Source organism: Thermoleptolyngbya sp. C42_A2020_037 (assembly GCF_015272455.1).
Taxonomy (GTDB): Bacteria; Cyanobacteriota; Cyanobacteriia; order Elainellales; family Elainellaceae; genus Thermoleptolyngbya.
Genome location: NZ_JACYLP010000045.1, coordinates 64,547 through 84,337, shown reverse-complemented (window position 1 = coordinate 84,337; position 19,791 = coordinate 64,547). Strand labels below are relative to the sequence as shown.

The following is a 19,791-nucleotide window of genomic DNA, read 5'->3' as shown; positions in this document are numbered from 1 at the left end:
CTGAGGGGGTTCTCGCTGTCCTGCCGTGCCAATGGAGTCTTTGAGCCAAAATATCGCACCTGCCTAGCGTAACCGCCCCCCGTTCAACCCTCCCTTCTGATCCGACTGGTTTTCACGGGTTTTCTGCACTCTTTCTACATTCACGCCAGACTTTATTGGGAAAAAGCCATGACCAAACTGCTTAGTCGTCAAATTTCGCCCGCGCCGCTGTCTGCCAATATCGGCATCACCGACCTGATCGATACCTACTTCACGGCTTACAACTCAGCCCGTCTGCGCGAAGCCTGTCATCTGCTCAGCCGCGACATCATGCAACCGGGCGTGACGGTTGCCCTCAGCCTATCCGGTGCGCTCACGCCTGCGGGGTTGGGGGTATCCGTCCTGTCGCCGCTGATGCGCCACGGGTTTGTGGACTGGATCATCAGCACGGGCGCGAATCTGTATCACGACTTGCACTACGGGCTGGGGATGGAGCTTTATGCCAGCAACCCCTTTGTAGACGACGTGAAACTGCGCCAGGAAGGGCGAATTCGCATCTACGACATTGTGTTTGGCTATGACGTGCTGCTGGAAACGGATGCGTTTATTCGGGAACTGCTGCGCTCTGAGCCGTTCCAAAAGCGCATGGGCACGGCAGAATTTCACCACCTGTTGGGCAAATACATCAACGCGATGGAAAAACAGCTTGGTGTGAAAAATCCCTGCCTGCTGTCCACGGCCTATGAGTGTGGCGTGCCGATCTACACCTCTTCTCCAGGCGATAGCTCCATTGGCATGAACGTCGCAGCCCTGGCGCTGGAAGGCTCGAAGCTGGTGATCGACCCATCGCAGGATGTGAACGAAACAGCGGCGATCGCCTATGCAGCCCGCAACTCTGGCATTCCTGACGTAGAAGGCAAGAGTGCTGCACTCATCCTTGGCGGCGGCAGCCCCAAAAACTTCCTGCTGCAAACCCAGCCCCAACTGCACGAGGTGTTAGGTCTGGAAGAGCGCGGGCATGACTACTTCGTGCAAATTACCGACGCTCGTCCCGATACGGGTGGACTCTCTGGCGCAACCCCCAGCGAAGCCGTGAGCTGGGGCAAAGTTGACCCAGAAGAACTGCCCAGCACCATCGTTTGTTATACCGACAGCACCATCGCTCTGCCGCTGATGGGAGCCTATGTGATCAACCAGTGCGAACCGCGTCCGCTGAAGCGCCTCTATGATCGCCGCGAGGAAATGCTGGCGACACTGCAACGGGACTATCTGGCAGCCCGTGCGGAACGCACCGAGGAAAAGGTAGCCGCTGCAATTCCCAACGCTAAGCCTATGCCCAAGCCTGAGCGGGAGCCTGTGGCTACCTATCCCTGCGGCACGCCCATCCGCCGCTAGGCGGATTCAGGGCTGGCTGAAAGGGTATAGAAAAGGTTGGCTTTTCGGGCGTTTTGATCGCGAAAAGTCAACCTTCCACACAAAATCTAGTGGGCTGCGCTGCCTACAGGCTGATTTTCGGGATGGGGGGTGGAAAGCTGCCCCCCTGGTTCATGCTCGACTACGAACACGTTGGAGTAAAGGTTGGCAATGATTTGCTGCCCCTGCTGCGTCAGTGAAAGATACTTCAGACCATCTTTCACATAGGGATAGACTCCGTTCCAATAGAACTTGGGATAGTTTGCCCGCAGATCACCCGGATGGCGATAGCCCAGCGCCTTATTCACGCCTGTTTCTTCAAACTCGTAGTAGAGCGCCCCAATTTTTTTGAGATAGCGGGGATCGCTCAACTGACCAATTAAATCCGCAGCCCGCACTAGACCTGGATAATGCACCGTATCTTGGTGGTCGTCGTCATGGGGAACAGGAAAGCGAGTCAGCTCAATGTTGCGCTTTACGATTGCAGAGTCAATCTTTTGGTTGCCGCCAAACCGCTCATCAATAAACAGCTTGGCACGATCGACGTGATAGGGCGTGAGGGCTGCATCGGACGATCCTGGCGGTAGGCTAATCATTTCGCCGTTTTGCCCGGTGGCATACCAGCCTTCGCGATCGCCCCGACAGACCCCTTTTACGTAGCCAATATCGTGACACACCAGCGACACAATGAAATGGAGCCAATCATCCGGTGAAACGCCACCCTCTCGGATGTGCTTGCCACGCAGAATTTCCTGTCCTACCAGCGTCACCAGAATCGTGTGCTCAACGTTGTGATAGAGCGCGTCGCTGTTGGCAATGTTCTCCAGCGCCATTGCCCCGACCCAGCCAATAATATCTTCATAGCCAGCATTGAGACCGCCATAGGTATGGCGATATCCGTCTTTGAGCTTGGTCACAAAGTCGGAGATTAGGAGTTCAGTAGCGTTAAACATTGCGAGTCGCTCACAGCGCTACAACACAGAAGGAACAAGGACAACAGGGGCAAGAACAAGAGCAAACTAGCGATCTAGACCAATCTGGACAAGCAGAAACCTGGAAGCTTCTGATCAGAGTACCCACTTTCACGATATAGATACCGTAGCGTACCCGACGGCAGATCGGTGTGAGATAGAGCAACCGGAGCGATCGCCCGCATCACCTGCATTGTGATCTGAGATCACGCCGCGTGGATGAGAGGTTGCACCCCTTGCCCCGCGCCCGCTGAAATCCATCGGCTCTGTGTAGTGGGTTGCCAGCAAGTGCGAACTTTGTCCTATCTCTACATATCAACCCTTTATTCAAAATAGATGAATAAATCCAGGTAAGCGAGCAACTATCAGCCTATTTTTGATTGTTTTATAAAATCGAAGGAACTACTTTGAAAGATAACTGCAACCTGCTCTATTCAGACTGAATTTGTGATGATTTGTTGCATGGGCAATCGCCCATTTTGATATCACCCACTCTTACAAACTCATCTTTAAGCTGCTCCTGCTACAGCGTTTTTGAAGCTAGTGAGGCACACGGATGGTCAATAAGCCCTTGCCTCGTGAGGGCAGCATGTGCCTCACCCCGCAAGAAAATGCTGTATCGCGCGGTTTATACTCAAAATGCTATCCTAGAGTTCTCGAAATGCGGGTGTAGTTCAGTGGTAGAACGTCAGCTTCCCAAGCTGAATGTCGTGGGTTCGAGTCCCATCACCCGCTTTCAACGGCATCACCCAGTCCGCCTGCTCTATCCGACACTCTGCTGGGATGCGATAGATTAGGGAGTGGGCTACACTTCAGTACCCATCGCTTCCGAGAACCTCTACCTTTGTTATGAACCAAGCTGCTGAACAAGAGCTGCGTCCTGAGGCGATCGCGCTCCGCAATGAATACGCCGCTCTAGATGACAAGCTATCCAATCGCTACATTGAGCTAGATCCCCAGGGCTATTTCATTATTTATGTAGATCGGGATGCCAAGCTGATTTGTGCAGACCATTTTTCTAACGTCATCAACGACAAGGGGCTGGCCTGCGATCCGGAGACAGGTGAGCCATTGCCTTGTAACGGTTCCCTGAAGCGATCGCCCACTGCAACCTTTCGCGGGCGCACTGCCAAGGAACTCTGCATCGAAATTTTTGAAAAAGCGCAGCCCTGCCCCATCAGCTATCTTGACCATGCTGCTTATTTGGGGCGCGAATTTGTGCGGGCGGAGCTGGCGCTGCTGTCTGGGCAGGACTATGTGCAGGATTAGCTGATCAGATTCAGAGCAGGTCAATTGATCCCAATTGACTCCAGAGATTTGAGAATCCGGCAAGCTAACCCACCTGCTCCATCGCCAGCATCTTATCCAGGCTATCGGGCTTGTAGGAATTGGGCGGATAGCGATCAAGGTGGCGATACAGCGTCTTGGTTCCAGAAACCCGACAGGAGAATAGCTCCACGGCTGCGTGTCCATCGGGATAGAGGCGCACCTTGGGCGACAGGTCTTTGGGGATTTCGGTTCGCCATTGCCAGTTATATTTGGCAGGGATGCCCTCAATGAGATGGTGGTAGGCCCAGTTGCGGCGATCGCCCAACACGCCCAATTCCTGAAGCTCTCGTCGCAAGATCGATGCCAGCACAAACGAAGCCGCCGAGCGATCGCCCTCAATGGCTTCCATGACATGGCTGAGCGCTCCTTCTGGCCGGGGGACTTGAGCAATATTGTGTTTCTCTCTCACGGCCTTTTCAAGCTGGGCCGTCGTGCCAAAGTCCTCTGGCACAGCCCATACCACCCCAACCCCACTGCCCTCTGCTGAGCGATACAAATAGCTCACCAGGCGAAACCCCGGCTTTAGCCACAGCCCCGGCATTTTGATCAGCGGGGCGGCGGGGTTTACCGTGCTGATAAACCACTGTTCTTGTAGAATCGGCGAAAGGGTTGTGACGATAGGCGTTCCCGAAGAAAATAGCCCGCTTAGGTCATCGATGGATTCCGGCTCTGGCAAGTCGTCTAGCGTTTCTACCACCTTTGCCTGTTGCTCGGCATCAGGCAACGCCAGGGTCGTCTGCATATATCGCCTGATTTTGAGGAGCGTGGCTAGAGGGAATTTTTGAATCGACATGATCCAGGGGCACCATTCCAAAGAGAGCAGGGGTGACCTGTTAGGCGGCTGAAGCTGTACCTGACCCATCATAATCAACCCAAATCGACATCTAACTCCGGGCAAATCGGTAGACGCAGGGATTCAGCGTAACCCGGATTGATAATCTCCGTAAAAACTAGCACCCTTAAACAGCCCTTGAACTTGGCTCCCCTCGTGGCAGCGCGATCGCCCTCTAGCCGATTCCAGGGCTACCACCCCGGAGGGGCGACAGATGTCTGACTCGGCACAGCGACCGGAGCCTGAGCAGGGGCAGGATAAGACACTACATTGCCTGTAGAAGCGTCTGGCTGGCTAGGAGCAAGCGGGGTGACGGGCGTTGTGTCTGGCGGCGTGACGGGCAAAACAGAGTTAGCTGGGTTTGCTGCGCCGGTAGGAACAGGGGCGACGCTAGGGGCGATCGCCGCGTCTGGAGCAGGCTTTACCCAGACGACCGGACGTTGGCCAATGCCAATGCGGCCGGTTTCTTCCTGCATGACGCTGCGGGCTTGCCCTGCATCAAACTGGCGAGCAAAAGTCTCCTGGAGTCGATCCACGCGCTGCTCTAGCATAGCCACGTCGGACTGGAGCGTGTTGAGCTTCTGCTGCTGGCTGATGTTTTGGGGCAGCAGCCGGACAATTGAGGCGATCGCCACCATCCCCACCACCACATTCACGGCTAACCGAAGGCTGGCTTCAACCGCAACCGACTGATGGGGATTGCGCCGCTGCCGGAGTCTGCGTTTTGGGCGGGGAGGCTGCTTGCGAACTGGCTCGACAGGGTAAAGCGGCGGGCCGGAGGGTTGAATCGCATTCATGCTAGCAGTTCATATAAAAAACGGGGCGATTTGACCGGTAGCCCGGAATCTACCCCAATATAATCGCTATGCAAAGCTCTGGCACCCCTCGCGCCAAAACTTAAGACCTAAATTTGGCAATTTAAATCTGGCGACCTAAATTTGGCAACCCAAACTTGGCGATCTGGCGATCTGGCGATCTGATCTAGGCGATCTATTAAGCCAGAAATCTGCAAGTCTGAGATCCAGGCAGGCTCGAGTAAGGGGGTTGAGAGAAACCTGAGAGGGCTGAGTCGCCGCGCAGCAGTGCCCAGTAGAGACTCAGCCCCAACAGACTGATGACTTACTTATACAGCTCGGTCGAAAGCCGAAATGCCAGCACCGCAGGCAGCAGAGCAATCACCAGCGCTGTAAGAACTTGAGTATCTGACAAAGCCATTTTGTAACACTCCTAATAACAAACGACACGCCAATAAACGTGCTACTGTCCAACACTTTCGGCTAAATCGGGAGCATCGGGAACATCTTGTCACACAGTTTAATAATCTGTGATGCCATTTTCGGTAGTCACCTAGGAGATTGGGGCGATCGCCCATTCACCGTCTTGCCCAGCCGTTCGCTGCCATCAGTAGATTGTTTGTATTACCTCCGTACACGTCCTCAGTACGTGTCCTCCGTACACGTCCTCATCAGGGACTTGCGAGCAGCCCATCCACAGGATGCGTAATCAGGGTGCGTGATCCAGATATCCAGATCCGGACAACGTTGTTCCTAATCAAACACATCGTTTCTTAAAATTTTGCCTCAACTCCTTAATAGAGCGTTTACAAAAAGCTTCACGAAGACTTTAAAAACATGGGCTACTTTCGGGCTTCTGCAAAGATTCCGTAAAGACGTTTCTGCTGAACCTTTGATCCATAAGCGCTTGCTATATATTCCTGCACGAAAGGGTTTTTACGTATTTATGCGGTCATCTTCCAACAGGGTTGTTACTTCAAAAAGGGTTACTACTAATGTCTCGCTATGCATCTCCAGATTCGCTCCAAGACTCACTTAGCTCCGTTTCAATAGCGCCCACTCCGCACATACAAAAGCCCGATCGCCTGACCCCCCACCCCTCCGTAGGTCACTGGTTCAAGCGATCGCTCGATATTCTTGGCAGCCTGGTTGGGTTACTGGTCTTAGCAATTATCTTTTTGCCCGTGGCGATCGCCATCCGGCTCGATAGCCCCGGCCCCATCTTTTATAGTCAGCAGCGCTGTGGTCTGTTGGGTCGCTATTTCACGATTTACAAGTTCCGCACGATGGTTCAGGGGGCTGATCAAATGCAGGAACAGCCGGATAGCGCCTCCGATGCGGCAAAAGGAATGCCCTTCAATTTCAAGCGCGGCCGCGATCCACGGGTGACTCGCGTCGGCTGGTTTCTCAGAAAAACGAGCATCGACGAGTTTCCTCAGTTTCTCAACGTCCTCAAAGGCGAGATGAGTTTAGTGGGCACTCGCCCGCCCACTCTGGATGAGGTCGCCAACTACGCCGACCATCACTGGCTGCGGCTAAATGTGAAGCCGGGGATTACAGGCGAGTGGCAGGTGAGCGGACGGTCAAAAATCGATGATTTTGAGGAAATTGTCAAGCTCGATCTTCGCTATCAGGCACTCTGGCACCCACTCTACGACCTGTCGCTGATTCTGAAAACCATCCGCGCCGTGCTGTTTGGCGTGGGCGCAATGTAGGGCAGGGGCGATCGCCCGTTTGCCCGCTCCCCTTACGGTCGATAGACTGGGAGCGTAAAGTGGAAGCAGCTTCCGGCTCCCAGTTCTGAATCGACCCAGATTTGACCGTAGTGCGCCCGCACGATGCGCTGACAAACCGCAAGCCCAATCCCATAGCCGTCTTGCTGTGTATCGCGCTCCAGCCGATAGCTGTCTTCAAAGATGCGATCGCGATTTTCAGCCGGGATACCTGGCCCATCGTCGCAAATGCTCACCTGCACCTTTTGCGTCGTGCGATGCAAGGCCGAAACTTGGATATGGCTGCCATTGGGCGTGTATTTCACAGCGTTGTCCAGCAGATTTACCAAAACTTGCCGCACCCGATCGGGGTCAGCATACACCGCAGGCAAATCGCTGGGGATATCGGTAGAAATGCTCTGCGCCTTAATTTGCAGCTTGGTCTGAAAATCGTCTACTAGACTAAGGCACAGATTGCCCAGGTCAAACTTGCGAGGCTGCACGTTGAGCTTGCCGCCAGTGCTGTTGGCAGCGTGGAGCGTGTCAGTAATCAGGCGGTCAATCGTCTTCGCTTGTGTTCGGGCATGTTTGATGAGCTGACTCATGGTCTCTGGGGTCAGCCGCGACTCGGTGTAGATTTCTCGCATACTGCTGCCCAGTTCCAGCGTTTCCAGCGCAATAGAAACCGCCGTGAGAGGATTTCGCAGGTCGTGGGCCAGCATTGCTATGAGTCGGTCTTTGAATCGAAGCTGTTCCTGGAGTTCCTCCTTTTCCTGATTCAGCCGAAAAATCTCATCCGACAGGCGAATTAGCTCAGCCGAATAGGTGACGGAATTGGGAACTGGCAGCGACTCTATCCCCACTGGCAAGGGCGGCGTGGAACCGAGGCTAATCCGGTTTTCCTGGGCAGACTGTTTCCAGCGCGACCACCAGCTATCGATCTGGGCGATCAGGTTGCTGCCAGCCAGGGTTTGGCGCGGCTCTGGGTAAATTTTGATAATGGCTGGCGTGGCAATCAGGCGAAAATGCTCGGCCAGATGCGGCTGCTCCCCCACGTCTACCACTTGCAGGTCGAATGGATAGTCTGCCTCTAGCTCTTTGAGGCGACTGCGAATCTGCCGAATCTTTTCGACGGAGCTAGGGCGCTTGTCTACAAACAATAGCAGTTGCAGAGACGGTTCGGCGCGGTTAGGTGGAGTGGATAGGGCCTCCATATCGGCTACATCACCACGGATGGGATCGGGCGAGCAAACGGAACGTCGGTAGCGCTGTGTTTCAAGTAGGCTGGCTGGAGTTTGAAGACGGCAGTCGTGAAATGAGTACCGGATAGAGTGACTTTGGGGGCGATCGCCAGAATAGCCTTCTAGCGCAGTTCACAGCTTAGGCATGACTAAGAATTGTCTGGCGGAGGAAACGCCACAAATGCAGCCCGCACGCCTTGTGCAATGCAGCATACACCAAATTACTAAATATTTTAACCTTTTGCAGGGTGGCTCAGGGATTGATTTTCAGCTAACTGTTCGTGCAAACTCTTGCGGAACAGGACATTTCGACGCTTTACTGAGTGAGGTTTCTTGAATGGCGACTTGATTTTTAGCTGGCACAGGTCATGGGAACAGAAATTGCGAATCGAGGATATCTGGCACTGCCGCCGGGCGGCTCTGGGCTAGGGGTGGTGGTGCTGCAAGAGTGGTGGGGATTGGTTCCCCATATCAAAACAGTGACAGATCGCTTTGCCGAAGCGGGGTTTGTGGCGATCGCCCCCGATCTGTACGACGGCGAAACGACCACCTCACCCGACGAGGCAGGGCGGCTATTTATGGCGCTAAACATTGAGCAAACGGCTCGTAAGCTCGAAGAGACCCTCCAATATTTGCAGAGTCACCCGGCAGTAACGGGCGATCGCCTGGGCGTGGTGGGCTTTTGCATGGGCGGCCAGTTGGCGCTGCTGGCGGCGACGCTGAGCCAGCGCGTGGGCGCAGTGGTGGATTTCTACGGCATCCATCCCAACGTGCAGCCCGATTTCTCGAAGTTACGTGCGCCCGTGCTGGGCATTTTTGGGGAAAACGACGGGTTTGTGACTCCAGAGGTCGTGCGATCGCTGGAGGCAGCCATTCAACAGGCGGGTGGCTCCATCGAAACCCACACCTACTCCGGAGCCGATCACGCCTTTTTCAACGACACCCGCCCGGAGGTCTATCAACCCAATGCTGCTGCCGATGCCTGGGACAAGACGCTGAGCTTCTTGCGCCGAGAACTGGCGACAACATAGCAGAGAGCAAGGGTTCGTCTGGAAAAGCGCATTAAAAAAGCCGAGTCCTACAGGGCTTAGCCTGAGCTGCTCGGCTCTTTGCTCGGTTCAGGTCGTGTCAAAAGACGTACTAGGACACAGAGACAGCGATCGCCACGAGACCGCCGATTAATGCCAGTGCGCCAATGCCAGCAACGAGATAAATCGTCTGCTGCTTTTTGCTGGGTGGCTCAGCGGTATACATTTTTGGCTCAACTGCAAAGTTGTTCAGGCGACCGCCGTCTTCTGTGGTGTAGCGCATGCACTCAATCCTTTTTCTAGATATTTGTTAATTTTAGCAACTAGTTATGTCCATACTCCGGCATTCCTTTAAGGAAGTTTAAACATTGGATGGAGTTTAATAAGCTTAAAAAGCGCCACAAGAGATATCCTGCGGCGCTTTGACTGGAGTTTTGAACGGACGGGGTGGGGGCGATCGCCCGCTGCCAACCATCTCCCACTTGGGGAAAAAACTAAAACTACATTTCCGTCACCCGGATGGGCTGAGGAATCACCTTGGTCAGCACAGCGTAGAGAATCGCCGCCGAAATGATGCCATTCAGCGGGCCAATGCCGATGCCTGCCGTGCCTGTGAAATAGGCGATCAGCGCTGCGGCAACGTAGGCAATCACGCCAGCCCAGTTGAACGCGGGCAGGGGAGTATCCAGCGAAGGAAACTGACCCCGGTGGCGCAGCCAAAAGTCGGTCATGATGATGCCCCCAATTGGCGGGATCAGCGTGCCCAGCAGCAGCAAGTAAGTGATCAGGTTTTCATAGATGCCCGTCAGCGCTAGCAGCAGCGCAAACAGCGCTCCGCCAATGACAAAGGCATGTCGCTTGGTGGTACGGAAAAAGTTGGTTCCCGCAACAGAGAAGGCGTAGATCGTGTTGTCCTGTGTCGTCCACACATTGAGGATCAGCAGAACCAGGCTACCCAGCAGCAGGCCTTGCTTGGCCATCGCCGCGATCAGGTCTTCGCTGCCATAGACCAGGGTGGTAAAGGCTCCCGTAAACACCAGCAGCCCGTTGATAAAGAAAAACGCCAGAAACGTACTCCAGATGGCGTTTTTGGGCGTATCCGCAAAGCGGCTCCAGTTGGTAGATTGGGTGCCGCCGGAGATAAAGGTAGACATCACCGTGGCGATCGCCGCGCCAAGACCCATCTGCTGAGAAGGCTGCAAGCTAGCTAGGTCGCCCGCATCGCCAAATCCTCGAATCAGGCTAATCGCAATCAAGACGAGCATGGCGGGCACAGCGAGGCGGCTGAGCCAGTCCATCGCCGTGTAGCCGATGTAGGCAGTGACGCAAAAGGCGAAGGTAAAGAACACCGTTAGGAAGACTTTCATCCCGTCCGACAGCCCAAACTGTTTGGTGAGCGCGTCGGCGATAAAGGCGTTGGTCACGGCGTACCAGCCGATTTGTGTAAAGCCCAGCACAAAATCGACCCAGCGAGAGCCGACATTGCCAAAGCTGAAGCGCGACATGAGAACGGTTGTCAGCCCACTCCGCTGAGCAATGTAGCCCATCGCGGCGCAGTAGGTTCCCAAGAGCAGGTTGCCAATTAGCACAATGGTCAGCATGGTGGAAAAGGGAAATGCTGAGCCAACCAGCCCCCCCGCAAACAGCGTCGTTGAGGTAAGCGCAAATCCCATGAGCAGCGGCGCTAGCGACCAAATAGGCTTGCGGGACTCAAACGGCACCGCCGAAAGCGGGTAGTCTTCTCCCGCCTGACTGCGATCCACGTATTGTGAATCTGACGAAATACTCATACGACTTCAATTCCTCACTTAGACTCTATATTTATAAAGCTTTTATGCCGGTATTCTCGGTTCTGTGTTCAGGAAGAGAGGTATTGTAGGTTACAAATCCACTTCCAAGGCGATCGCACCCATGACTCCTGGCGACATTACGACGCTTTTGATGACCCTGTTTGGCCCTGCGGTGCAGGCTGCCGAGCCAGAATCCTGGCAAGTCGAGATCGGTAACTTGCGCCTGCTGGTGCTGCTTTCGGAAGACCAAAGCTGGCTGCGATTGCTCGTTTCGATTGATTCGGCGCAGGCGGCTGCCCCCTATCTTGCCCAACTTCTGGAGGCGAATTTCGATGAAACCCAGGAAGTTCGCTATGCCCTCCATCAGGGTGTGCTGTGGGGGGTCTATCAACATGCCCTGGCCAGCCTGACGGTGGAAGATTTTCGAGCGGCGATCGCTCGCCTGGTGTCTCTGCAAGAGCGCGGGCTAAACCCCAGCTTCGACCGTCTAGCCGAAGCCCAAATTCGCCAGATCATTCGCGCTGCCAAGCAGCAAGGGCAGTCGATGGAAGCCACGCTGCAAACCCTAGAACGCTTCTATGCTGAAGGCATAATGGGCAGCCTAGAGGCGGGGTCTGCCGAACGCGACCAAACGTTGGGTGCGTGGCGCTATCAGCTAGAGCGGCTGTGGGACGAAGAATAGCGGAAAGCACCTGGGGCAATGAGTGCCAGCATGGTTCGTAATGTGTCGTATTGTTAAGGAGTAATCACTGACGCAACCGTGACTCACACCAGGGGCGCAACCAACGATGGGACAGCTTGAACGCCTGCTGCTGATGGCAGAAGATGAACTAACACAATACAGCACCGATGCCCGCAAGATGGAAAAGCTGCGGCAAAAGATTGCCCTGTCGGTGTCGCGGGCTGAGCAGCAGCAGATTAAGGAGACCCTGCTGGCAGAAATGCCCACAAGCGGCCTTGCCAAGCTTGTGGAAACTCAGCGTCAGGCCGTAGCGCTGCCGCTGTGGGGCATTGCAGGGCTGGGCCTGCTGTTGGGCATTTCGTTTATGCAGCCTGTCGATTTTTTGGCAACGATTGTGGGCGGGGCGGGGGCGATCGCCGTTCAAAAGTGGGGCTGGTCGCTGCAAGCCAGGCGACTGCTAATCGACACGCTGGAAGAGTTGGAGCAGCGGATGAAGGGCGGTTAGGGGGCTAGGGCAGGGGGAGATGCTGAGGTTTGGATTTTAGATCTGGCGAAGGGGGCGATCGCATCGGGAATTGCCCCGGATGCTGCTGTAGTTAAGCGTACTGACGAAACTGCTTTCGTGAATAAGGTACTGGAAAGACTGGTCTAGTGAACGGATCGGTGTTTTAACTCACCAATGTTTAACTAGCCAATGTTTAACTGACCAATGTTTACCTGGCCAATGTTTAACTGACCAATGACTAACCAGGGTGCTTGGGCAACACGGGCTGCAAGCGCAGAGTAGCCAAGTGTGGCGATCGCTCTCCTGCTCGGTTGTTGGCTGCCAAATTGGCCGCGTCAGTCAGGGATCGCATCATACCCCGCCAGAGTGGAGTGAACGCTGTTCTGGCAAGCTCGACTGACGAACCCAATTGTTTTTATAAAAATTCGACCCAAACGCCGCGTCGCCGCTCGGTGACGGAGCCACGCAACGATTTGAAACTGGAATCGAGCCTGAGCCGAGTCCAGTCCTCAGAGCGTCGTGGAGGCGGTGGGAATCGATGAATAGTTTGTGCCACCCGGAGCCACCAAAGCTCTGGTGAAGCCAGTGTTTATCGCTCCTGCTAGCCCTTCGTGTCAGCGTTGCAAGGCAATTCCCCGCATCGGACGAACGCGCAAAGGGTCTTTATTCTCCCTGGTGGAGAGGAGAAATGATCATGCAAAATTCAGCTTCATCGGAACGCTATCCCCAGCTTTTCGCAGGTTTAGTGGCCCTCTCGCTGGCCCTGGTGGGCAGCACGTTTATCGGCGCAACGGCCCTGCGCGACGTGAAATCTAGCAATGATGTGATGGTGGTGACGGGGTCTGCCAAGCGGCCCATCCGCTCCGACTACATCATCTGGCGACTGTCCGTATCCAGCCAGCAGCCAACGGCTCAGGCTGCCTATCAAGATTTGAAGCGGCAGACGGAGCGAGTGCAGGCTTATCTGCGCGAAAACCAGGTGCCTGCCGAAGCCGTTACCCTCAGCGCGATCGAATCTTACTCGATTCCGGAGGTGTCGCCCAACGGACGCGAAACGGGACAAACCCTCGCCTATCGCCTGACGCAGCGATTTGAGGTACGCTCAACGGAGGTCGATCGCTACACCACGCTGTCGCAGCAATCGACCGATTTGATTAATGACGGAATCAACCTGATCTCTGAGTCACCGCAGTATCTCTACACCGAGCTGAGTAAGCTGCGGATCGAGATGGTGGCGGAAGCAACGAAGGATGCCAAGGCACGGGCCGAGGCGATCGCCCAGAGCGCAGGCAACCAGGTCGGCGCAGTCCGCAGTGCCGAAACGGGCGTGTTTCAGATTACCTCGCGCAACTCGACGGAGGTGAGCGACTACGGCATGTATGACACCTCTTCGATCGAGAAGGACATTACAGCCGTGGTTTCGGTGACCTTTGGGATTGAGTAGGTCGGCTTGTGAATCAGGAATCGCGCTAATCAGGGGCATCTGCCAAATCAGGGGCATCTGCCAGCACCCGGAGGATAGCAAAAACGATGCGCGTGCCCAAGTCGAGGTCGTGGCGATCGCGGTTGGCCAGTGCCACTACCGTCGTTGGCTGCCCCCGCGCATTCGACAGGTAAAACGCGCCCGTGACATAGCCTGGCCCCGCGCCGTTGTGCCCTGCGACCGTGCCGTAGGGCGACTCCAACCCCAGACACAGCCCCAAACCATAGCCAATTTTGCCGATCTGGGGATGCTCGAAATCGAACACCTGGATCGGCTCTAGCATTTGGCGCAGGCGTTCTGGCGCAAGCAGCGTGCCCGAAAACAGCGCGTCTATGATTTTGCCCAGTTCCGCAGCCGTGGAGACAACGACCCCATGCGACACCCAGCCCGGATGATAGAGCGGCACGACGTTTTGCAACTCGTCTCCCGTAAAGAACTGGCTGTAACCAGGGGTTAATCCTTGCGCCTGCTCCAGCGTTTCGGGAACGAACGTGTGTTGCAGTCCCAGCGGGCGAAAGATCCACTCCGCCAGGTATTCCGACACCGACAGACCCGTTTCCTGGGTCAAGATCAGCCGCAGCAGCATATAGCCAATGTTGGAATAGGCCCAGCCCGTTCCAGGTAAGAAAAGCTGCCCCTGGTCTTGCGCCACCTGGAGAAACTTCTCCGTGGTCCAGGCTTGTTGGGGATGGGCCTGCAAATCTTGCACATAGGCGGTGCCATCGCCATAGCCAGGGATGCCGCCCGTGTGGCTCAGCAGTTGCCGCAAGGTCACGGGAGATTCGACGGCGTAGGGGATTTGGGCGAACTGCGGCGCTAGCGATGTGTCCAGATCTAGCCGCCCCGCTTGCACTAGATTCATCGCTACCGTTGCCAGCAGCGGTTTGGTAATACTGTAAATATAGAAGCGGGCATCGCTGGGCAGCGGGCACTGTTGCTGGAGGTCGGCGTATCCCACGCCAGCTTTCAGGATGGTTTTGCCGCTGCGGAGGAGGGCGATCGCCGCCCCCGGTGTCTCTGCCTCTTGCAGTTCCCTCTCTACGGCTGCTCTGACCCGCGTCTTAAGGTCTTGATTTGTCATTCAATACCCCACGTCCTCACTGCACTGAACCCCCCGACCTCTGCAATGCTAACTTCCACCGACTTTCGCGGACTGCTGGGCGATCGCTTTTACAAAAACTTCTTCCCGATTCCTGCTACGAACCAGTTTGTCACAGGCAGCCTTGCGCCGCCGTTTGAGCTGCTGGATGTGAAGGGCGATCGCAAGGTGCGCCTGTCAGACTACGCAGGCAGCCGCAAGCTCAATGAGCAGGCGTGGAACCGCCCCGTGCTGCTCTATTTCACGCGAATTTTTACGGAAAAGCAGTATTGCCCGCTCTGCTATCCGCACATTTTGGAGATGAACGAAAAGTACGAAGCGTTTACCCAGCGCGGCGCAGAGGTGCTGATGATCACCAGCACGGATGAGCGTCAGAGCAAAATCGTGCTGCAAGATCTGGGGCTAAAGATGCCGCTGCTGAGCGATCCCGAATGTCGCGTGTTTCGCCGCTACCAAACCGGGCAGGCATTGGGCGCACCGCTGCCCGCCCAGTTTTGGGTTGACCCCGCCGGAAAAATCCGCTTCCGCCACCTGTTCTCGTTTCTGGAGCCAAACGCCAGCGTCGAGCGGCTGCTGGTGGCGCTGGAGCGGCTGAAGGAGCCAGAACCCTAACGACTTTTGGCAGACAGCGCTCTAGATGAACTTGCTAGAAGCTTTTTAGATGCTTGGACTGGCAATCTAAAATCGCCAATCTAAAATCTAAAATCCAGAATCAATCTACCCCCCTGACCCTTAAAACCCTTGCCACATGGCTACTTCCGCAGTTCCGCTTTCGATTGGTGACCCGGCTCCTTGGGCAACCCTCCCTTCGACTGCCCATCCGCAACACTACGGCGACTATCTGAATGGCGATCGCACGGTGCTGTTTTTCTTGGGTAGTGCCAGCAGTCCAGAGACTTCGGCAGCGCTGATGGAATTTGTGTCCCTACAAGCCCAGTTGCAGGCGCTGGGGGCGTCGGTTCTGGGGGTGAGTATCGATCCCCAAGACCAGGCGCTGAGTGAACTGGTTGGGCGATCGCCCCATCTCGATCTGCTGTGGGATTTTGACGGACAGCTCAGCGCTCTCTACGGCGTGTGCCAGATTGATAGCAGCGGCGGCATTGCCTACGATCCCACGACCTTTGTGCTGGATGAAAATTTGCGGATCGTTGCCATCATCCCGCTCGATCGGCAGGTCAGTCATGGGGCGATGGTAATGGAGCAGTTGTCGCAATTGCCGCCGATCTCGCCGCCAACTCTGGTAACGGGACAGGCTCCGGTGCTGCTGGTGCCTCGCGTCCTAGAGCTAGCGTTTTGTCAATTGCTGATGGATCGCTACGAGTCGGAGGGCAGCGTCGATTCTGGCTTTATGCAGCAGGTTGGCGATCAGACAGTGGAAGTGCTGAACCCAGCCGTGAAGCAGCGGCGAGACTTGCGAATTACTGACCCTAGCCTGATTGGGCAAATTAATCAGCGCATCTGGCGGCGCATTGTCCCAGAAATTGAGAAGGCGTTCTATTACCGCGTGACCAATTTTGAACGTTATCTGGTGGGCTGCTACGACGACCAGGCGCAGGGTTTTTTTAAGCCGCACCGCGACAACGCGAATGTCGGCTCTTTGCATCGTCGCTTTGCCATGACGTTAAATCTTAACGAGGGCTATGAAGGGGGCTATCTCAGGTTTCCAGAATATGGCTCCCAACTTTATCGCCCGGCCCCCGGCGAAGCAGTGATCTTTTCCTGCTCGCTGCTGCATGAAGCAACGCCCGTGACGCAGGGACGACGATTTACGCTGCTGTCGTTTTTCTACAACCAGGACGATGCCAAGCTGCGGGAAGCCAACAAGCAGCATGTCGTTTTGCGATCGCCCACCGTTGGGGACGCTCAAGCTGCGTCTGCATCTAACAAACCAACTGGGTTTGGGACAATCAATCCGCGCAAAAAACGCTAGCATTTAATGCTAACGTCTAAACGCATCAGAACAGGTCAAGTCCCATAGGCTAAACCAGATTAAACCCCAGGAGATCAGGTAACAGGCTGCGGCTGCGGCTGGAACTGGAACAGCGAGTAGACGACGTTCCGGCGGATGTCAGTCATCATGTTGAGGAACAGTTCGTAGCCTTCGCTCTTGTATTCGATCAGCGGGTCTTTTTGCCCGTAGCCGCGCAGACCGATGGCTTCGCGCAGGGCTTCCATCTGTTGTAGGTGTTCGCGCCAGAGCGTGTCGATCTGCTGGAGGATGAAGAAGCGCTCGGCCTGGCGCATCAGCCCTGGAGAGGCGGCATCGACCTGGCCTTCTTTGATGTCGTAAGCGATACGGGCCTGTTCGTGCAGGAAGGTTTTGATTTCCCCGGCGGAAAGGTCTTCTAGCTGGCTCGGCTCCAGATCCGACAGCAGGTAGACGAATTCCTTCACCTTGCCCACCACCTTATCCAACTCCCACTCTTCGGGCGGCAGTTCGGGGTTGATGTAAGCATCCACGATGTCGTCCATTGTGAGTTCGGCGTATTTGATCACCTGCTCTTTCAGGTCTTGCCCTTCCAGCACGCGGCGACGCTCGGCGTAGATGGCGCGGCGCTGGTTGTTCATCACCTCGTCATACTCAAAGACCTGCTTGCGGATGTCGTAGTAGTAGGTTTCGACTTTCTTTTGTGCGCCTTCGAGCGATCGCGTCAACATGCCCGACTCGATCGGCATATCTTCTTCCACGCGGAACATATTCATCAGCCCTGCGACGCGCTCTCCGCCAAAGATCCGCAGCAGGTTGTCTTCCAAGCTGAGGAAAAACTTAGTAGAGCCGGGGTCGCCCTGCCGTCCAGCGCGGCCGCGGAGCTGGTTGTCAATCCGACGCGACTCATGGCGCTCCGTGCCAATGACGTGTAGCCCGCCCAGCTTCACCACTTCGTCATGCTCGGCGGAGGTGTGAGTTTCGTATTCGCGCTTCACCAGGTTATAGGCTTCTCGCAGCTTGAGGATCACCGGATCGCTGCTGGGCGCTTTTTCTGAGGCAGTGGCCAGCTTGTCTTCGGCCTCTAGCTCAGAGAGCGATCGCTCGCCATATTGCTGCACTGCAAAGTCCACCGCTTCCTTCAGCAATCGCTCGGCTTCCTTGGAGATCGGCACTGGGAATAGATCCGCCGCTACCTTCCAGGTTTTCTGCTTTTTGCCCGGGGCAAAGCCTTGCCCACCCGACCGACCACCGCCTGCCCCGGCTCCACTGATTGCAAAGGCGGCCTCATCTTCTGGCTGCACAATGCGCGGCATCAGGTATTCCCGCACCTTGAGCCGCGCCATATAGTCGGCATTGCCCCCCAGAATGATGTCCGTACCGCGTCCTGCCATGTTCGTGGCGATCGTCACAGTGCCCTTGCGACCTGCCTGGGCGATAATTTCTGACTCGCGCTCCACGTTTTCAGGCTTTGCATTCAGCAGGTTGTGGGGCACACTTAGCTGCGACAGATAGCTCGACAGTAGCTCCGATTTTTCCACGCTGGTCGTCCCCACCAGCACCGGGCGACCGATCTGGTGCATCTCGGCGCATTCCTGTGCCACGGCTCGCCATTTGGCGTTTTCGTTCTTGTACACCACATCCGACAGGTCAACCCGACCCGTAGGGCGATTGGTGGGCACGACCGTCACTTCTAGCTTGTAGATTTTCTCAAACTCGGCCTCTTCGGTCTTTGCTGTGCCCGTCATGCCCGCCAGCTTGGGATAGAGCAGAAAGAAGTTTTGGTAGGTAATCGTCGCTAGGGTTTGGGTTTCCGGCTGAATTTCCACGCCCTCTTTGGCCTCGATCGCCTGATGCAATCCATCGCTCCAACGGCGGCCCGGCATCACCCGTCCAGTAAACTCGTCCACAATTACGATTTCGCCATTGCGAACGATGTAGTTCACGTCACGAATAAAGAGTTCGTAGGACTTTAGCGCCCCGAAGATAAAGTGCGCCCAGGGATCTTTGGGGTCAAACAAGTCCTTCACGCCGAGGCGCTGTTCTACCACCTCAAAGCCTTCGTCGCTGAGCAGCACGTTGCGCTGCTTTTCGTCTACTTCGTAATAGCGATCGAGTTCTTCCTTGAGGCGATCGAGTTCGCGGTTAAGCTGGTTGGCTTCGGCTTTGTTGCCGTTTTGAATGGCAGTGGCGATCGCCTCCTCCACTTTCTCAATCTGCCGCTTCACGCCCTGGCGCACCTGCCACAGTTCTCGCGCCACCTCCGACGCACGGGTATATTTCTCATTGGGGCGATCGACCTGCCCAGAAATAATCAGTGGTGTCCGCGCCTCGTCAATCAGCACCGAGTCTACTTCGTCGATAATGCAGAAGTTAAACGGGCGCTGCACTACTTCTTGCATCGACGTGGCCATGTTATCGCGCAAATAGTCAAACCCCAGTTCGCTGTTGGTGCCGTAGGTAATGTCGCAGTCATAGCTGCGCTTACGCTCGATTGGGTTCATCCCCGACTGGATCAGCCCAACTGACAACCCCAAAAAGCGATGCACCTGCCCCATCCACTCTGCGTCCCGGCGGGCCAGGTAGTCGTTCACCGTGATTACATGAACGCCCTTGCCCGACAGCGCGTTGAGATACGCAGGCGACGTAGCCACCAGAGTCTTTCCTTCGCCCGTCTTCATCTCGGCAATCTGTCCGTCATGCAGCACCATGCCGCCGAGTAGCTGCACGTCAAAGTGGCGCATTCCCAGCACCCGCTTGGCTGCCTCGCGCACCACTGCAAAAGCCTCTGGCAGCAGGTCATCCAGGCTTTCTCCTTTTTCAATTCGCTGCTTAAATTCCGCCGTTTTGCCCCGCAGTTCCTCATCTGACAGCGCTTCCATGTCTGGCTCTAGGAGATTAATCTCCACCAGATCGGGCTGATACTTCTTGAGCTTACGGGCGTTGGGGTCTCCCAGCAGGGCTTTCAGCATGGTGTCAATGGGCGATAGTGAAGAAACTTAAGGT

18 protein-coding genes and 1 tRNA gene are annotated in these 19,791 nt (G+C 55.6%); 10 read left to right on the top strand and 9 right to left on the bottom strand.

Annotated elements, in window-relative coordinates; all coding sequences use genetic code 11:
- The first annotated feature begins 168 nt into the window (after positions 1 to 168).
- On the top strand, positions 169 to 1,374 hold the full coding sequence (gene speY, locus IGS16_RS14305; RefSeq protein ID WP_297086515.1) for a deoxyhypusine synthase: 1,206 nt from the start codon (positions 169 to 171) through the stop codon (positions 1,372 to 1,374).
- A gap of 86 nt (positions 1,375 to 1,460) precedes the next feature.
- On the opposite strand, the gene IGS16_RS14300 is transcribed toward speY, so the two are convergent.
- Positions 1,461 to 2,345: an Npun_R2479 family HD domain-containing metalloprotein gene (locus tag IGS16_RS14300; protein WP_068514446.1), complete on the bottom strand. Its 885-nt coding sequence runs from the start codon at positions 2,343 to 2,345 to the stop codon at positions 1,461 to 1,463.
- Between the two features lie 681 nt (positions 2,346 to 3,026).
- Here IGS16_RS14300 and IGS16_RS14295 point away from each other — a divergent pair.
- Positions 3,027 to 3,098 (top strand) — tRNA-Gly (locus IGS16_RS14295).
- 114 nt (positions 3,099 to 3,212) lie between these two features.
- Positions 3,213 to 3,632, top strand: coding sequence for a DUF4346 domain-containing protein (locus IGS16_RS14290; RefSeq protein WP_297086512.1), 420 nt, complete (start codon positions 3,213 to 3,215; stop codon positions 3,630 to 3,632).
- Between the two features lie 64 nt (positions 3,633 to 3,696).
- Here the strand turns inward: IGS16_RS14290 and IGS16_RS14285 are convergent, their stop codons facing one another.
- The 3 genes from IGS16_RS14285 to psaM all read right to left on the bottom strand — a co-directional run bounded on the left by IGS16_RS14285 (position 3,697) and on the right by psaM (position 5,739).
- Positions 3,697 to 4,434: a hypothetical protein gene (locus IGS16_RS14285; protein ID WP_297086510.1), complete on the bottom strand. Its 738-nt coding sequence runs from the start codon at positions 4,432 to 4,434 to the stop codon at positions 3,697 to 3,699.
- Between the two features lie 281 nt (positions 4,435 to 4,715).
- Positions 4,716 to 5,321, bottom strand: a complete 606-nt coding sequence (locus tag IGS16_RS14280; RefSeq protein ID WP_297086508.1) for a hypothetical protein — start codon at positions 5,319 to 5,321, stop codon at positions 4,716 to 4,718.
- 322 nt (positions 5,322 to 5,643) lie between these two features.
- Entirely contained in the window at positions 5,644 to 5,739 is a 96-nt protein-coding gene (gene psaM, locus IGS16_RS14275) for a photosystem I reaction center subunit XII (protein ID WP_084782874.1), read from the bottom strand.
- 574 nt (positions 5,740 to 6,313) lie between these two features.
- Here psaM and IGS16_RS14270 point away from each other — a divergent pair.
- Entirely contained in the window at positions 6,314 to 7,033 is a 720-nt protein-coding gene (locus IGS16_RS14270) for a sugar transferase (protein ID WP_297086506.1), read from the top strand.
- Between the two features lie 32 nt (positions 7,034 to 7,065).
- Here the strand turns inward: IGS16_RS14270 and IGS16_RS14265 are convergent, their stop codons facing one another.
- On the bottom strand, positions 7,066 to 8,244 hold the full coding sequence (locus tag IGS16_RS14265; RefSeq protein WP_297086504.1) for a histidine kinase: 1,179 nt from the start codon (positions 8,242 to 8,244) through the stop codon (positions 7,066 to 7,068).
- A 395-nt stretch (positions 8,245 to 8,639) separates the two neighbouring features.
- On the opposite strand from IGS16_RS14265, the gene IGS16_RS14260 reads away from it, so the two are divergent.
- Positions 8,640 to 9,302 (top strand): alpha/beta family hydrolase, encoded by a 663-nt coding sequence (locus tag IGS16_RS14260; RefSeq protein ID WP_297086500.1) that lies wholly within the window; start codon positions 8,640 to 8,642, stop codon positions 9,300 to 9,302.
- 109 nt (positions 9,303 to 9,411) lie between these two features.
- Here IGS16_RS14260 and IGS16_RS14255 read toward each other — a convergent pair whose 3' ends face one another.
- Both IGS16_RS14255 and codB read right to left on the bottom strand, forming a co-directional pair.
- Complete coding sequence (locus IGS16_RS14255; protein ID WP_156435508.1) at positions 9,412 to 9,582, bottom strand: ssl1498 family light-harvesting-like protein; 171 nt, start codon at positions 9,580 to 9,582, stop codon at positions 9,412 to 9,414.
- 217 nt (positions 9,583 to 9,799) lie between these two features.
- Positions 9,800 to 11,089: a cytosine permease gene (gene codB / locus IGS16_RS14250; RefSeq protein WP_297086498.1), complete on the bottom strand. Its 1,290-nt coding sequence runs from the start codon at positions 11,087 to 11,089 to the stop codon at positions 9,800 to 9,802.
- A 121-nt stretch (positions 11,090 to 11,210) separates the two neighbouring features.
- On the opposite strand from codB, the gene IGS16_RS14245 reads away from it, so the two are divergent.
- From IGS16_RS14245 to IGS16_RS14235, 3 genes are all read left to right on the top strand, one after another.
- A complete protein-coding gene (locus IGS16_RS14245) occupies positions 11,211 to 11,771 on the top strand; it encodes a CesT family type III secretion system chaperone (RefSeq protein ID WP_297086496.1) in 561 nt (186 codons plus the stop codon).
- A gap of 106 nt (positions 11,772 to 11,877) precedes the next feature.
- A complete protein-coding gene (locus IGS16_RS14240; protein ID WP_297086494.1) occupies positions 11,878 to 12,276 on the top strand; it encodes a hypothetical protein in 399 nt (132 codons plus the stop codon).
- A gap of 694 nt (positions 12,277 to 12,970) precedes the next feature.
- Positions 12,971 to 13,720 (top strand): SIMPL domain-containing protein, encoded by a 750-nt coding sequence (locus tag IGS16_RS14235; RefSeq protein ID WP_297086492.1) that lies wholly within the window; start codon positions 12,971 to 12,973, stop codon positions 13,718 to 13,720.
- Between the two features lie 25 nt (positions 13,721 to 13,745).
- Here IGS16_RS14235 and IGS16_RS14230 read toward each other — a convergent pair whose 3' ends face one another.
- Positions 13,746 to 14,840 (bottom strand): serine hydrolase, encoded by a 1,095-nt coding sequence (locus tag IGS16_RS14230; protein WP_297086490.1) that lies wholly within the window; start codon positions 14,838 to 14,840, stop codon positions 13,746 to 13,748.
- Positions 14,841 to 14,885: 45 nt separating this feature from the next.
- On the opposite strand from IGS16_RS14230, the gene IGS16_RS14225 reads away from it, so the two are divergent.
- Together IGS16_RS14225 and IGS16_RS14220 are read left to right on the top strand one after the other, a co-directional pair.
- Complete coding sequence (locus tag IGS16_RS14225; RefSeq protein ID WP_297086489.1) at positions 14,886 to 15,470, top strand: peroxiredoxin family protein; 585 nt, start codon at positions 14,886 to 14,888, stop codon at positions 15,468 to 15,470.
- Positions 15,471 to 15,606: 136 nt separating this feature from the next.
- Positions 15,607 to 16,788, top strand: coding sequence for a redoxin domain-containing protein (locus tag IGS16_RS14220; protein ID WP_297086487.1), 1,182 nt, complete (start codon positions 15,607 to 15,609; stop codon positions 16,786 to 16,788).
- Positions 16,789 to 16,862: 74 nt separating this feature from the next.
- Here the strand turns inward: IGS16_RS14220 and secA are convergent, their stop codons facing one another.
- Positions 16,863 to 19,757, bottom strand: coding sequence for a preprotein translocase subunit SecA (gene secA, locus IGS16_RS14215; protein WP_297086484.1), 2,895 nt, complete (start codon positions 19,755 to 19,757; stop codon positions 16,863 to 16,865).
- Positions 19,758 to 19,791 lie beyond the last annotated feature (34 nt).

Bases quoted from the DNA above. Each gene is read 5' to 3' on its own strand.
- speY (WP_297086515.1), top strand. From the start codon at position 169: ATGACCAAACTGCTTAGTCGTCAAATTTCGCCCGCGCCGCTGTCTGCC.
- IGS16_RS14300 (WP_068514446.1), bottom strand. From the start codon at position 2,345: ATGTTTAACGCTACTGAACTCCTAATCTCCGACTTTGTGACCAAGCTC.
- IGS16_RS14290 (WP_297086512.1), top strand. From the start codon at position 3,213: ATGAACCAAGCTGCTGAACAAGAGCTGCGTCCTGAGGCGATCGCGCTC.
- IGS16_RS14285 (WP_297086510.1), bottom strand. From the start codon at position 4,434: ATGCAGACGACCCTGGCGTTGCCTGATGCCGAGCAACAGGCAAAGGTG.
- IGS16_RS14280 (WP_297086508.1), bottom strand. From the start codon at position 5,321: ATGAATGCGATTCAACCCTCCGGCCCGCCGCTTTACCCTGTCGAGCCA.
- psaM (WP_084782874.1), bottom strand. From the start codon at position 5,739: ATGGCTTTGTCAGATACTCAAGTTCTTACAGCGCTGGTGATTGCTCTG.
- IGS16_RS14270 (WP_297086506.1), top strand. From the start codon at position 6,314: ATGTCTCGCTATGCATCTCCAGATTCGCTCCAAGACTCACTTAGCTCC.
- IGS16_RS14265 (WP_297086504.1), bottom strand. From the start codon at position 8,244: ATGGAGGCCCTATCCACTCCACCTAACCGCGCCGAACCGTCTCTGCAA.
- IGS16_RS14260 (WP_297086500.1), top strand. From the start codon at position 8,640: ATGGGAACAGAAATTGCGAATCGAGGATATCTGGCACTGCCGCCGGGC.
- IGS16_RS14255 (WP_156435508.1), bottom strand. From the start codon at position 9,582: ATGCGCTACACCACAGAAGACGGCGGTCGCCTGAACAACTTTGCAGTT.
- codB (WP_297086498.1), bottom strand. From the start codon at position 11,089: ATGAGTATTTCGTCAGATTCACAATACGTGGATCGCAGTCAGGCGGGA.
- IGS16_RS14245 (WP_297086496.1), top strand. From the start codon at position 11,211: ATGACTCCTGGCGACATTACGACGCTTTTGATGACCCTGTTTGGCCCT.
- IGS16_RS14240 (WP_297086494.1), top strand. From the start codon at position 11,878: ATGGGACAGCTTGAACGCCTGCTGCTGATGGCAGAAGATGAACTAACA.
- IGS16_RS14235 (WP_297086492.1), top strand. From the start codon at position 12,971: ATGCAAAATTCAGCTTCATCGGAACGCTATCCCCAGCTTTTCGCAGGT.
- IGS16_RS14230 (WP_297086490.1), bottom strand. From the start codon at position 14,840: ATGACAAATCAAGACCTTAAGACGCGGGTCAGAGCAGCCGTAGAGAGG.
- IGS16_RS14225 (WP_297086489.1), top strand. From the start codon at position 14,886: ATGCTAACTTCCACCGACTTTCGCGGACTGCTGGGCGATCGCTTTTAC.
- IGS16_RS14220 (WP_297086487.1), top strand. From the start codon at position 15,607: ATGGCTACTTCCGCAGTTCCGCTTTCGATTGGTGACCCGGCTCCTTGG.
- secA (WP_297086484.1), bottom strand. From the start codon at position 19,757: ATGCTGAAAGCCCTGCTGGGAGACCCCAACGCCCGTAAGCTCAAGAAG.